General features: G+C 75.2%; 10 protein-coding genes and 1 tRNA gene. 10 read left to right on the plus strand and 1 reads right to left on the minus strand.

Annotation, left to right across the window (positions count from 1 at the left end):
* Nucleotides 1-116 precede the first annotated feature (116 nt).
* The 4 genes from ABD981_RS25315 (at nucleotide 117) to ABD981_RS25330 (ending at nucleotide 3,887) form a co-directional block, all read left to right on the plus strand.
* A complete protein-coding gene (locus ABD981_RS25315; protein ID WP_046912145.1) occupies nucleotides 117-1,697 on the plus strand; it encodes an alkaline phosphatase family protein in 1,581 nt (526 codons plus the stop codon).
* 81 nt (nucleotides 1,698-1,778) lie between these two features.
* Nucleotides 1,779-2,558 carry an HAD-IIA family hydrolase gene (locus ABD981_RS25320; RefSeq protein WP_046912144.1) on the plus strand — a complete coding sequence of 260 codons (780 nt, stop codon included), beginning with the start codon at nucleotides 1,779-1,781 and terminating at the stop codon, nucleotides 2,556-2,558.
* An 86-nt stretch (nucleotides 2,559-2,644) separates the two neighbouring features.
* Nucleotides 2,645-3,232: a hypothetical protein gene (locus ABD981_RS25325; RefSeq protein WP_046912143.1), complete on the plus strand. Its 588-nt coding sequence runs from the start codon at nucleotides 2,645-2,647 to the stop codon at nucleotides 3,230-3,232.
* Between the two features lie 4 nt (nucleotides 3,233-3,236).
* A complete protein-coding gene (locus tag ABD981_RS25330; protein ID WP_046912142.1) occupies nucleotides 3,237-3,887 on the plus strand; it encodes a class F sortase in 651 nt (216 codons plus the stop codon).
* Nucleotides 3,888-4,144: 257 nt separating this feature from the next.
* On the opposite strand, the gene ABD981_RS25335 is transcribed toward ABD981_RS25330, so the two are convergent.
* Nucleotides 4,145-4,218, minus strand: a tRNA-Lys gene (locus ABD981_RS25335).
* A 183-nt stretch (nucleotides 4,219-4,401) separates the two neighbouring features.
* On the opposite strand from ABD981_RS25335, the gene ABD981_RS25340 reads away from it, so the two are divergent.
* The 6 genes from ABD981_RS25340 (at nucleotide 4,402) to ABD981_RS25365 (ending at nucleotide 13,048) form a co-directional block, all read left to right on the plus strand.
* Nucleotides 4,402-5,778: a peptidoglycan-binding protein gene (locus ABD981_RS25340; protein ID WP_046912141.1), complete on the plus strand. Its 1,377-nt coding sequence runs from the start codon at nucleotides 4,402-4,404 to the stop codon at nucleotides 5,776-5,778.
* 24 nt (nucleotides 5,779-5,802) lie between these two features.
* Complete coding sequence (locus tag ABD981_RS25345) at nucleotides 5,803-8,601, plus strand: SPFH domain-containing protein (RefSeq protein ID WP_345530388.1); 2,799 nt, start codon at nucleotides 5,803-5,805, stop codon at nucleotides 8,599-8,601.
* Between the two features lie 131 nt (nucleotides 8,602-8,732).
* Nucleotides 8,733-9,323, plus strand: a complete 591-nt coding sequence (locus ABD981_RS25350; protein ID WP_046911212.1) for a lytic polysaccharide monooxygenase auxiliary activity family 9 protein — start codon at nucleotides 8,733-8,735, stop codon at nucleotides 9,321-9,323.
* Nucleotides 9,324-9,349: 26 nt separating this feature from the next.
* The gene (locus ABD981_RS25355) at nucleotides 9,350-11,044 is read left to right on the plus strand and encodes an AMP-binding protein (RefSeq protein ID WP_046911211.1); all 1,695 of its coding nucleotides are present in this window, start codon (nucleotides 9,350-9,352) and stop codon (nucleotides 11,042-11,044) included.
* 73 nt (nucleotides 11,045-11,117) lie between these two features.
* Nucleotides 11,118-12,455 (plus strand): sensor histidine kinase, encoded by a 1,338-nt coding sequence (locus ABD981_RS25360; protein ID WP_123955087.1) that lies wholly within the window; start codon nucleotides 11,118-11,120, stop codon nucleotides 12,453-12,455.
* Complete coding sequence (locus ABD981_RS25365; RefSeq protein ID WP_046911210.1) at nucleotides 12,395-13,048, plus strand: response regulator; 654 nt, start codon at nucleotides 12,395-12,397, stop codon at nucleotides 13,046-13,048. Before ABD981_RS25360 ends, ABD981_RS25365 begins: the two co-directional genes overlap by 61 nt.
* Nucleotides 13,049-13,083: the final 35 nt, after the last annotated feature.

Below are 13,083 nucleotides of genomic sequence, written 5' to 3' on the forward strand. Positions count from 1 at the left end.
TATCCGCATAGCGAAAAGATAACGGGTACGGACCAAAGCAAGATCGCGCAACGCCCCTGAGGGATCAGGGGCGTTGGTGTGCCGCCAGTCACCCCCGACCACGGAGGACTCCCGACATGCCGATCACCGCCACGACCTCCTCGACCAGCCCGTCGAACCCCACGCGCCGCACCCTGCTCGCCGCCGCCGCCGGCGCCACCGCGGCCGTCGCCGCCACCGGCCTCGCCGCCGCCCCCACCGCCCGGGCCGCCGCATCCGCGTCCGCCGCCCCGACGCTCCCGAACGGCACCAGCAAGGACAAGGTGCTCTTCGTCGGCATGGACGGCCTGCGGCACGACCGCATCGACGCCGCCAAGGCCCCGAACCTCAAGTCCCTGATGGCGAACGGCACCTACGGCCGCTCCCTGCTCTACGCCAACCCGATGGCCGCGACCTCCTCCGGCCCCGGCTGGTCCACCATCTCCACCGGCGTGTGGCCCGACAAGCACGGAGTGAAGGACAACACCTTCACCGGCCGCAACTACGGCGCCTACCCCGGCTTCCTCGCCCGCCTGCACCAGGTCCGCCCCGAGCTCTCGCTCTTCGCCGCAGTCGACTGGCCGGAGCTCGACACCTACGGCACGGTCACCCCCGGCGCCGACGCCAAGGTCGTCTACAACAACGACTACGCCGTCAACGACCGCGTGATCACCGAGATCACCGAGGACGTGCTCCGCAACCAGAACCCCGACGTGCTCTTCGTCTACTTCGGCGAGACCGACGAGATCGGGCACAACAACGGGGCCGCCAGCCCGGCGTACCTGGACGCCATCGACGTCCAGGACGCCTACCTCGGGCGCCTGCTCACCGCGATCCGGTCCCGGCCGGCCTACGCCACCGAGCGCTGGACGGTCATCGTCGCCACCGACCACGGACACACCGACGCCGGCGGCCACGGCGGCTCCAGCATCGAGGAGCGGCGCACCTTCGTCCTCGCCCAGGGCCCCGGCATCGAGGCCGGCGCCCGCCCCGTCGACACCCGGCTGGTCGACGTCGCCGCCACCGTCTTCCGCCAGCTCGGCATCGTCCCGGACCCCTCCTGGGGCCTGGACGGCAAGCCGGTCCAGGACCGCTCGGCCGACCCCTTCGACACCCTCCACCCCTCCCTCACCGGCCGCGTCGACGAGACCGGCATCCCCGCCGGCGTCCTGGGCTTCACCCACACCGCGCCCGGCGGCTGGTCGGTCATCAACAACGCCATGGGCACCGGCGGGGTGACCGAGTGGCGCGGCTGGGCCTTCGCCACCGACGAGTTCTGGTCCCGCTCCCAGCGCGACCAGTCCCGCGAGCTCAACGTGCGCGCCCGGGGCGTCTTCGCCGTCGCCGACTCCGACGAGTGGGCCGACAAGAGCTTCTCGGGCAGCTACGACTCGACCCTCGTCACCCCGGCGTACGCGGTCACGGGGGCGAGCCGCGCGACGCTGGACTTCACGACCCTCTACCGGCAGGAGGGCGCGCAGACCGCCCAGATCCTGGCCTCCTTCAACGGGGGCACGCCGACGGTCGTGAAGAGCTACACGGCGGACGTGATCTCGCAGCCCCAGTCCGTCACGGTCGCCGTCCCGTCCGGCGCGAGCAGCGTGAGCTTCCGCTTCCGCTACACCGGCTCCAACAACTGGTACTGGGTGATCGACGGGGTCAAGGTCACCGCATCCTGACCTAGGCTGGGGGCGTCGCCACAGCGCTGTCGCGTCGCCCCCAGTACACCGGAAGTCTTGTACGGCAGGAGTCCCGCACCCATGGCAGAACGCAAGCCGATCGAATCCTGGCTCACCGACATGGACGGCGTCCTCATCCACGAGGGCGTCCCCATCCCCGGCGCCGACGCGTTCATCACGAAGCTGCGGGACACCGGGAAGCCCTTCCTGGTCCTCACCAACAACTCGATCTACACCGCCCGGGACCTGCACGCCCGCCTGGCCCGCATGGGCCTGGAGGTCCCGGTCGAGAACATCTGGACCTCGGCGCTCGCCACCGCCAAGTTCCTCGACGACCAGCGCCCCGGCGGCACCGCGTACGTCATCGGCGAGGCCGGCCTCACCACGGCGCTGCACGACATCGGCTACGTGCTCACCGACCACGACCCGGACTACGTGGTGCTCGGCGAGACCCGTACGTACTCCTTCGAGGCCATGACGAAGGCGGTCCGGCTGATCAACGCCGGCGCCCGTTTCATCTGCACCAACCCGGACGAGACCGGCCCGTCCCTGGAGGGCCCGCTGCCCGCCACCGGGTCGGTCGCCGCGCTGATCACCAAGGCCACCGGCAAGGAGCCGTACTTCGCGGGCAAGCCGAACCCGCTGATGATGCGCACCGGCCTGAACGCCATCGGCGCCCACTCCGAGTCCAGCGCGATGATCGGCGACCGGATGGACACCGACATCCTGGCCGGACTGGAGGCGGGCATGCAGACCTTCCTGGTGCTGACCGGCCTGACCGGTCAGGCGGAGATCGACCGCTTCCCGTTCCGCCCGTCCAAGGTCGTCAAGTCGATCGCGGACCTCGTCGAGCGCATCTGACCGACGGGACGCGCGTCCCCTGACCGCCGCCCTGCGGATGCGGAACGGGCCGAACCGGGTGACCCTGCCAGTATCAGGAGGTCACCATGCGTTCAGGTCCCATCGCTCTCCGTGCCGCAGGCGCGGCTCTGGTTCTGGTGCTCGCGCCCACGGCGGGCACCGCCCTGGCCCATGACGGGGTCCAGGCCACCGTCACCCCGTCCGACGCCCGGCCCGGGGCGGACGTCGACGTCCGCGTGACCGGCTGCAAGGGCACCACCGGCGCCGCCAAGTCCCAGGCGTTCGTCGCGGACGCCGAGCTCACCGGCCGGGACGGCGGGAAGAACCCGCTGTTCGGCGACACCACCCTCAAGTCGGGTCTCGACGAGGGCACGTACAAGATCAGCGTGACCTGTGACGGCCACGACCACCACGACGTCGGCACCGTGCACGTCAAGCGCCACGAACAGCCGACCCACCAGCCCACCCACCACCCGTCCCCGATCGCCCCGGTCCGGGCCGGCGGCGGTGGCGCGGCCGCCTTCGCCGCCCCCGCGGCGCCCGGCGTGGCGCAGACCGCGGGCGAGGACGGCCTGGGTACCCCGTACACCCTCCTGGGGCTCGGCCTGGCCGCCGTCGCCGCCGTGTCCGTCGCCTTCCGCAGCGCCCGCCGCCGCGGCGCGGGCGCGGACTGAGCGCGTGTCGTCCGGGCGGGCGCTGACCGGGGCGGCCTGGGCACTGCTGCTGTGCGGGCTGTGGCTCTGGGGCCGGGACGGCGCCGACGGGCCCGCCGTCCCCGCGCCCGCCACCGGCGACATCGCCGCCGTCGGCCGCCCCCTCGGACTCCCGCTGCCCCCGGCGCACGCCCCGATGACGCCCGCCGAGCCGCGCCGCGTCGAGATCCCCTCGGTCGGGATCACCGCACCCGTCGTGGCCCGCGGGCTCGACGCGGCGGGGGCGATCGACCCGCCGCCGTTCGAGATGCCGCAGACCGTCGGCTGGTACGGGTCCGGCACCCGGCCCGGCGCCTCGGGGGCCGCGCTGCTCGTCGGCCACGTCGACACCGAGACCCGCCCCGCCGTCTTCTACGGCCTGAGCGCGGCCCGCCCTGGCGCCACGGTGGACGTGACCCGTTCGGACGGAAGCGTCGCGGAATTCACGATCGAGGACGTCCAGGTCCTGGACCGGGAGGGCTTCGACCCGAAGAAGGCGTACGGGCAGCGCCGGGCGGACCGGGCCGAGCTGCGGCTGATCACCTGCGGCGGCACCTTCGACCGCGCGGCCGGCGCCTACACCGCGAACGTCGTCGTCTCGGCGTACCTGACGGCGGTGCGGGGCGGCCAGGAGTGACACCGGCCGACCCGACCGGCGCCGACCGGGCACCGGCCGGCGGACCAGGTCCCGCCGGCCGCCGGCCGGACCGGTCCTCGACCGCGGGCTCACGGGCCGCGGGAGGAGCCCGGCGCCGCCGCGGGAGGTCGGGGTTCCGCTCACTGTAGGGGCCGCGTCGGCCCGGGGCCCAGACTCCGGCGACCGAATACGCGGACGGACCGGCATACGGAAACGACCGAGGCCCTCACCATCCGGTGAGCGCCTCGGTCTTCGCGTGCGCCGCCAGGGACTCGAACCCCGGACCCGCTGATTAAGAGTCAGCTGCTCTAACCAACTGAGCTAGCGGCGCCTGCTGACAGAGATAACTCTACAGGACCTCTGACCCTGCTCTTGACCATTTACGGCCCCGCCCGGCCTGTCGGATGGTCGTATTGAGCCTTCGATCCGTCAAAATGCGATTTGTCCAGACAGTTGAGACACTGGCGCCCGTGCAGGAGCGCCAAAAGATCTTGACGAGTGTGGAGGGGAACGCATGAGTGTGCCGGTCTTCGAAGAAATCGAACCCGCGTCGGACTGCGGCTGCGCGGGCTGCGCCCGGCAGCGGCGCGACCTCGCGCTGGGGCTGCCGGTACGGGCGGGCGGCCACCCGGCCGCGCACGGCGCCCGCCGTGCGCTGGTCCTGGTGACGGCGGCGGGGGTGGTCCTGGGCGGCGCGGGCACGGGCATGGCGGACACGGTCACGGACTCCGACGCGGCCGGCCCCGGGACCGTGGCGGCGGACCCCGCCGTCCTCACCGCTCCGACGACGGGCCGGACGGGCCCCGGCCCCGAGACCCCGCAGGGCGGCGCCGGACCCCTGCACGGCGCCCCCGGCCCCGGCTCCGCGCCGTCCCCCGACGCGACCCCGACGACCAGTCAGATCTCCACCGCCTCCCTGCGCAAGACGACCCGCGCCGAGATCATCAACCGCGCGAAGATCTGGGTCGCGGACCAGGTCCCGTACTCGATGGAGAAGTACTGGGGAGACGGCTACCGCCAGGACTGCTCCGGCTACATCTCCATGGCCTGGAACCTGCCCGGCAACGAGTGGACCGGCAGCCTCGACCGCTTCGCCGACCGGATCGACCGCGCCGACCTCCAGCCCGGCGACATCCTGCTCTTCCACAACCCCGCCAACCCGACGCGCGGCTCGCACGTGACGATCTTCGGCGGATGGACGGACTACACCCACACCTCCTACATCGCGTACGAGCAGACCAAGCCGCGCACGCGGAAGCAGGCGACACCGCTCGCGTACTGGGAGAACTCCGACCGCTACCTCGCCTACCGCTACAAGGGCGTCGTCAGCGGCGGCGGGAGCGCCGGCTCGGGCACGAGCGCGCCCCCCTACCCCGGGACCGCGCGCTTCGGCCCCGGCGCGAACAACACGTACGTCACCCAGCTGGGGAAGCTCCTCGTCCAGCGCGGCGCCAAGAAGTACTACGCCCAGGGACCCGGCCCCCGCTGGGGCGAGGCCGACCGCCGGGCGACCCAGGCCTTCCAGCTGGCCCAGGGGTGGAAGGGCACCGCGGCCGACGGCCTGCCGGGCCCGCGGACCTGGGCGCTGCTGGTGTCCGGACAGGGCAAGGACATCGGCGGTTCGAGTGGTTCGGGCGGATCGAGCGCAACTGCGAGCGGGTTTCCCGGGCGTGGCTACTTCCGTCCGGGCCAATCCAACGCATATGTGGAGAAGCTGGGCAAACAACTGATGAAGCGGGGCTTCGGCAAGCACTACGCGTCCGGCCCCGGTCCGCGGTGGACGGAGGCGGACCGTCGCAATGTCGAGGCCTTCCAGCGGGCCCAGGGCTGGCGCGGCGGCGCGGCCGACGGCTACCCGGGTCCGGAGACCTGGCGGCGCTTGTTCCGATGACCCCGAGAACATGAGGTGGACCGAATGACGGCATCGACCCCGACCCCTCCGGACTCCGGCCCGGCCGCCACCCGAGACGCGGCCCGGACGGCCCGCCGCCTCACCGACGGCCGCCTACGCCCCGCGGGGCCGCCGGGGGCGGAGGGGGCGGTGCCCGACGGCCCGGGTGCGCCCCCGGCCGCGGAGGCCACCGACGCCCCGGGCACGCCCGGACCTCCCGCCGAGGCACCGGCCACCCCCGGGGCGTCTGCCGCGACCGGCCCGGCGAGCACCACGGCCTCCCCGGCGGGACCGCCGGCGGCCTCCACCACCACCCCGCCCCGGGCCGAGGCCGGCCCCGGCACCGCCCCGTCCGCCGCGCCAGGACCGGCGACGCCGGTGGCGGGTGCCGCCGCTGCCGTCACCGGACCGCCGACGGCGGGTCCGGCCGGTCCGGGGCATGGGACTGCTCCGGTAGCGGCCGGCCCGGCGGCGACCGGCCCGGCCCCCGGGGCCGGCGTCACCGGTCCCGCCGCGCCTGCCGTGGCCGGAGTGCCGACGGCGGGTCCGGTCGCTCCGACGGGGACCGCCGGTCCCGCTGCGGCCGCCGGGGCCGGTTCGGCGACGGCCGGTCAGGCCGGATCGGCGGGGGCCACCGCTTCCGCCGCGCCTGCCGTGGCCGGAGTGCCGACGGCGGGTCCGGTCGCTCCGACGGGGACCGCCGGTCCCGCTGCGGCCGCCGGGGCCGGTTCGGCGACGGCCGGTCAGGCCGGATCGGCGGGGGCCACCGCTTCCGCCGCCCCCGCCGTGGCCGGAGCGACGACGGCGGGGCCGGCCGTTCCGGCGGGTGCCGCCGCACCCGGGCCGGCGACGGCGGGCCCGGCCGCTCCCGCGCCGGCCACGGGCTCCGCCGTGCCCGTCGTGGACGGGACGCCGACGGCATCCACCACCGCGCCGCGCGCCGCGAGCGTCACCGGCTCCGCCGTGCCGGCCCGCGGCGACCGGGCCGCCGCGCCGGCCGCCGGCCGCCCGTCCGAAGGGGCCGGGCCGACGAGCCCTGTCCGAGACGCGGCCGTACGGGACGCACCGCCGAAGCCGGGGCCCGCCGACTCGCCTCGGGCGGCGGCCGAAGCCCCGGAGCCGGACCGGAAGCCCGGGCCCGGGCTCGCGCGCCCCACGGTGTCGGCGCCGAGCGCGCCCGCCGGTTCCGGCACGCCGCAGGCGGTCGAGCCGGACCGGGCCGCCGGGGCCGCGGCGCGGGAGGCCGCGACCCCCGGTTCACCGCTTTCCCCGCCCGCGGCGGCGGGCCCGCGCGCCGGCCTGCCCAGCGTCGGGCTCTCGGCGGCCCAGCCCGTCGCGCCCGCGGCCACGGGTTCGGCACCGGCGGCGACGCCCGTCGCGCCCGCCGCGGTCCGCCGCGAGGGGCCGCCCCGCCAGGGCCTCGCGTCCGCGCCCGCAGGGGCCGGGAGCGCCGCCGCCTCCGTCGCCCCGCCCGTGCACGTCCGCCCCGTCCCCGCCACCGCCACCGCGGCGACCACCGACAAGGCGCCCGCTCGGCCCGCCCCCGCCGCCGAAGGCGCCGTCGACCTCGGCTGGATCGCCGGCGGGCGCGTCAACGCCGTCGCCGTGCCGGTCGCCGCGTCCGTGCGGGGGGCCGCGGCCCCGGACAAGGGGGAGGCGACGGCCTCCGCCGTCCCGGCGCGTACCGCCGCGACCCGTCGGCGCAACGTGATCGGTACCGAGACCACCGGGTCCATCCCGGTGCACCTGCTGTTCCGGGAGGAGCCGGAGGGGAGCGGGGGCAACGGGGGCGACGGTGCCGATGACGGCGGGCCCGCCACCGTGCCCGTGCCGAAGCCGAAGGCGCCGGTGCGGAAGAAGGGGAAGGGGGCGATCCCCGCACCCGCCCGCACCCCCGCGAGGCCCGCGCCGACCGCCGACCCGAAGCTGGTCGAGCGGCCGGGTCCGGTGCTGCCGGGCTGGGTCGGGGTGGCCGGCGGGGTGCTCGCGCTGCTGGGGTGCGCGGCGCTCGTGTGGTGGACGGGGGTCGTGCCCGAGGAGCTCGCGCGGATGCTGCGGCTGCCCCCGCGCCCGTACCACGGGATCCCGCTCGCCCAGTGGGGGCTGCTCGCGCTCGGCGTGGTCGTCGCCCTGTTCTTCCTCGGCGGGCTCGGCCGCGGCCGGGTCGGCTACGCGCTGGTCCTGACGCTGTTCGGCGACTACCGCGGCACCGTCCGCAGGACGGGGCTGCTCTGGGTGAGCCCGCTGCTCAAGCGCCGCCGCGTGGACGTGCGCCTGCGGCACTGGCGCAGCGAGCCGCTTCCCGCGGTGGACGCGAAGGGAACGGCGCTGGACGTCGTCGTCCTGGTGGTGTGGCGGATCCGGGACACGGTCCGGGCCGCGCTGGGCGTGGCCCGGCACGAGGAGTACCTGCGGGAGCAGGTCGAGGCGGCGATGGCCCGGGTGCTGTCGCAGCTCCCGGCCGACGCGTTCCACGAGGACGCGCCGACGCTGCGCGACGCGGAGGCGGTCGGCGAGGCGCTGACGAGGGTGCTGTCGGCGGAGTGCGCGCCGGTCGGGATCGATGTGTTCTCGGCGCAGCCGACGCGGATCGAGTACGCCCCGGAGGTCGCCGCCGCGATGCAGCGCCGCCGGATCGCGGCGCTCGACGCGAAGCACCGGGACAGCGTGCTGACCTCGGTCGTGGACGCGGTGGACGACGTGGTCCACCGGCTGACCTCCCGTGGTCTGGTGGAGCTGGACGACTACGAGCGCAAGGCGCTGGTGAAGGACCTGACGGTGGCGTTCTACACGGGCCGGACGGCGCCGGGGGAGGGTGCGTGACCCTCACCCATTGGTATGGACATGCTCAACTTCCGGCCATACCTTGGTACTTGGTCTAGACCGGAATCAGTGTCACCGCACGCGTGCAGCACGACCCACAGAACTCCCCCACGTTCTCCTGGAGCGACAGCATGCGCAAAAAGACAGGAGTGGCGGCCGTGGCGCTCGGCGTCGCAGCCGCCTCGCTCTTCGCCACCAGCAGTGCGAGCAGCCATGGCTACACCGACTCGCCGATCAGCCGTCAGAAGCTCTGTGCCAACGGCACCGTGAAGAACTGCGGCGACATCCAGTGGGAGCCGCAGTCGGTCGAGGGGCTCAAGGGCTTCCCGGCCGCGGGCCCCGCCGACGGCAGGATCTGCGCCGGCGGGAACTCCCGCTTCTCGCAGCTCGACGACCCCCGCGGCGGCGCCTGGCCCACCACCAAGGTCACCGCGGGTCAGAGCTACACCTTCCGCTGGCAGTTCACGGCCCGCCACGCGACCACGGACTTCCGCTACTACATCACCAAGAACGGCTGGACCGGGACCAAGGCCCTCACCAGGGCCGACCTCGACACCCAGCCCTTCCTGGTCGTGCCCTACAACAACCAGCAGCCGCCGTCCACGCTCTCGCACTCCGGGACCATCCCGGCGGGCAAGAGCGGCAAGGCCGTCATCCTGGCCGTGTGGACGATCGCCGACACCGGGAACGCCTTCTACGCGTGCTCGGACGTTCAGTTCTGACGTAGTGTCAGTTAGCATCCGCCCCCATGGGGACCGTCGCGGAGCTCGTACGACGCCAGTGGGACGACCACCGGACCGGACTGAGGGACGAGCACACCACCCTCACCCACCACCAGGTCGCCGCCGGCGCCGCCGCGCGCGCGGCGCTGCTCACGGAGCTGATGCCCGACCGGCCGGGGAGCGAGCCGCACCTCGGCCTCCTGCTCGACAACACACCGGAGTACCCGCTCTGGCTCGGCGCGGCGGCCCTCGCGGGGGCCGCCGTCGCCGGGATCAACCCCACCCGGCGCGGCGCCGAACTCGCCCGCGACATCCGGCACACCGACTGCCGGGTGCTGATCACCCAGCGCGCCCACCTGCCCCTCCTCGACGGGCTCCCCCTCCCCGGCCTGCGCATCCTGGTCACCGACACCGAGGCCTACCGGGCCCTCCTCGCCCCCTACGAGGGCACCGCCCCGGACGAGCTCGTCCCCGTCCGGCCCGTGGGCCCCGACAGCCGCCTCCTGCTCTCCTTCACCTCCGGTTCCACCGGGGCGCCGAAGGCCGCCGTCTGCTCCCAGGGCCGGCTCGCCGCGGCCGGCGCCTCCCTCGTCTCCCACTTCGGGATACGCGCCGAGGACACCCACTACATCTGCATGCCGATGTTCCACGGCAACGCCGTGATCGCCGACTGGGCCCCCGCGCTCGTCGCCGGGGCCGGGATCGCCCTGCGCGCCCGCTTCTCCGCCTCCCGCTTCCTCCCCGACGTCCGGGCCTTCGGCGCCACCTACTTCACCTACGTCGGCCGGGCCGTCCAGTACCTGCTCGCCACTCCCGAGACCCCGCACGACCGCGACCACAGCCTCCGGCTCGGCTTCGGCACCGAGGCCGGCGCGGTGGACGCGGCCCGCTTCGAGGCGCGGTACGGGGCCCGGCTGGTCGAGGGGTACGGCTCGTCCGAGGGCGGCGCGGCGATCCAGCGGACCCCGGACACGCCGCCCGGCGCGATCGGCCGGGCCGCCCCCGCCGACGACCTGGCCGTGGTCGACCAGGAGACCCGCCGCGAGTGCCCCGCGGCCCGCTTCTCCCCGGCCGGGGTCCTGCTCAACGCCGACGAGGCCGTCGGCGAGCTGGTCAACCGCGGCCGCAACCCCTTCGAGGGCTACTGGCGCAACCCCGAGGCGATGGCCGCCCGGCTCCGCGACGGCTGGTACTGGACCGGTGACCTCTTCTACCGGGACGCGGACGGCTTCCTCTACTTCGCGGGCCGCACCGACGACCGGCTGCGCGTCGACAGCGAGAACCTGGCCGCGGCGATGATCGAGAACATCCTGGCCCGCTGGGAGCGCGCCGCCGGAGTCGCCGTGTACGCGGTCCCCGACCCGGCCGCCGGCGACCAGGTGATGGCCGCCCTGGCCCTGCGCCCCGGCGCCGCCTTCGACCCGGCCGCCTTCGCCGACTTCCTCGCGGCCCAGTCGGACCTCGGCACGAAGATGCCGCCCCGCTTCGTCCGCGTGGTCCCCGAGCTCCCCCTCACCGCCACCAACAAGATCCACCGCGTGGCCCTCCGCCGCACCGCCCTCGCCTCCCCCGACCCCACCTGGTGGCGCCCCACCCCCACCGCCCCGTACGAACCCCTGACGCCGAAGGCCCGCGAGGTCCTGCGCGCGGAGTACGCGGAGCGGGGGCACCCCTTCCCCGGACAGCCCGCCACGGAAGCCGGGCAGCCCCGGGAACGGTAGGCCCAGCCCCACCTCCCGCACACCCCCTGCGCCCATGGCCCCGCCCCCGTAGCCCCGCCTAACGTGATGCCCCATGGAGCCCCGTACCCCCTGGCAGGCGCTGGCCCGGCCCCGTCGATTCCTCCGGACCGGCTGGCCGTGGCGGGCCGTCGCGTACCTGGCGTCCGGCGTGGCCCTCGGGGCGCTCGCCCTGCTCGTCCTCCTCGTGCTGGTCGGGTTCTCGCTCCTCCTCGTGGGGCTGCCGCTGCTGCTGCTCGCCGGCGTCGGGCTCGGCGGGCTGGAGCGCCGGCGGCTGCTGCTCGTCGAGCGGGACCCGGCCGCCGACCCGCACCGCGTCCCCGAGGGTCCCGGGCTCGCCGCCTGGCTGCGGGTCCGGGCGCGGGAGCAGGCCACCTGGCGGGAGCTCGCGTACGCCGTGCTGTCCGCCACCGTGCTCTGGCCGCTCGACCTGCTCGTGCTCGCCGTCGGGCTCGGTCTGCCCGCCGCCCTGCTGAGCGCGCCCGTCCAGCTCGCGGCGGCCGGCGGGGAGGAGGCGAAGGTGGTCAAGGCCTACCTGGTCACCTCGTATCCGCAGGCCTTCGCCGCCGCCCTGCTCGGACTGGTCCTGCTGCCGTTGCTGCTCTACCCGCTCACCGCCCTGGCCGGGGCCCGCGCCGCCCTCGCCCGGGCCCTGCTCGCCCCGCGCGAGGCCGAGCTGCGGGACCGGATCGGCGAGGTCACCGCCTCCCGCGCCCGGCTCGCCGCCGCCTTCGAGGCCGAGCGGCGCCGGATCGAGCGGGACCTCCACGACGGGGCCCAGCAACGGCTGGTGGCGCTCACCATGACCCTCGGGCTCGCCCGGTACGACGCCCCGCCGGGGCCGCTCGCCGAGCAGCTGGCGAAGGCGCACGAGGAGGCCGGGCTGGTGCTGACCGAGCTGCGCGAGCTGATCCACGGCATCCACCCGCAGGTCCTCGCCGACTACGGTCTCGCCGAGGCCCTGGCCGACGCGGCGGACCGCTCGACGGTCCCGGTCGAGCTGGAGGTCGCGGCAGACGGGGGCGCGGGCGCCGGTGCTCGCGGGTCCGGTTTTCCCCGGCTGCCCGGCGCCGTCGAGAGCGCCGCCTACTTCGCCGCCCGCGAGGCCCTCGTCAACCTCGCCCGGCACAGCGGTGCCGGCCGGGCCCGGCTGACGGCCCGGCACGCCGACGGGCTGCTGCGGCTCACCGTCGAGGACGACGGGCGCGGCGGGGCCGATCCCGCCCGGGGGAGCGGGCTGACCGGGCTCGCCGACCGGCTCGCCGTGCTCGATGGCACACTTTCGATCACCAGCCCGCCCGGCGGGCCGACCGTTCTACGAGTGGAGATCCCGTGCGGCGTTCGCTCCGCATCGTCCTCGCCGAGGACAGCGTCCTCCTCCGCGAGGGCCTGATCGGGCTGCTGGCGCGTTTCGGCCACGAGGTGGTCGCCGCCGTCGGCGACGCCGGGGCCCTGCGCGACGCCGTCGCCGCACACGATCCGGACGTCGTCGTCACGGACGTACGGATGCCGCCGGACTTCCAGGACGAGGGGCTGCGCGCGGCCGTCGCGCTGCGGGCGGAGCGCCCGGGGCTGCCGGTGCTGGTGCTCAGCCAGTACGTCCAGCGCAGCTACGCCGCCGACCTCCTCGACGCGGGGGACGGCACGGGCGTCGGCTACCTGCTCAAGGACCGGGTCGGCCAGGTCGAGGAGTTCCTGGACGCGCTCGTCCGGGTCGCCGAGGGCGGCACGGTCGTCGACCCGGAGGTCGTGCGGCAGCTGTTGCGCCGGCACCGCGATCCGCTGGCGGCGCTGACGCCGAGGGAGCGGGAGGTGCTGGGCCTGGTGGCGGAGGGGCACTCCAACGGGGCGATCGCCCGCAGGCTGGTCGTCACGGAGGCGGCGGTCGGCAAGCACATCGGCAACATCCTCGCCAAGCTGGACCTGCCGCCCGCGGAGGACACCCACCGCCGGGTCCTCGCGGTGCTGGCCTACCTGAAGGCCTGAGACCGGCGGACGGAAAACAAGGAAGCCCCTCGCTT

The organism is Streptomyces showdoensis, from assembly GCF_039535475.1.
Classification (GTDB): Bacteria; Actinomycetota; Actinomycetes; order Streptomycetales; family Streptomycetaceae; genus Streptomyces; species Streptomyces showdoensis.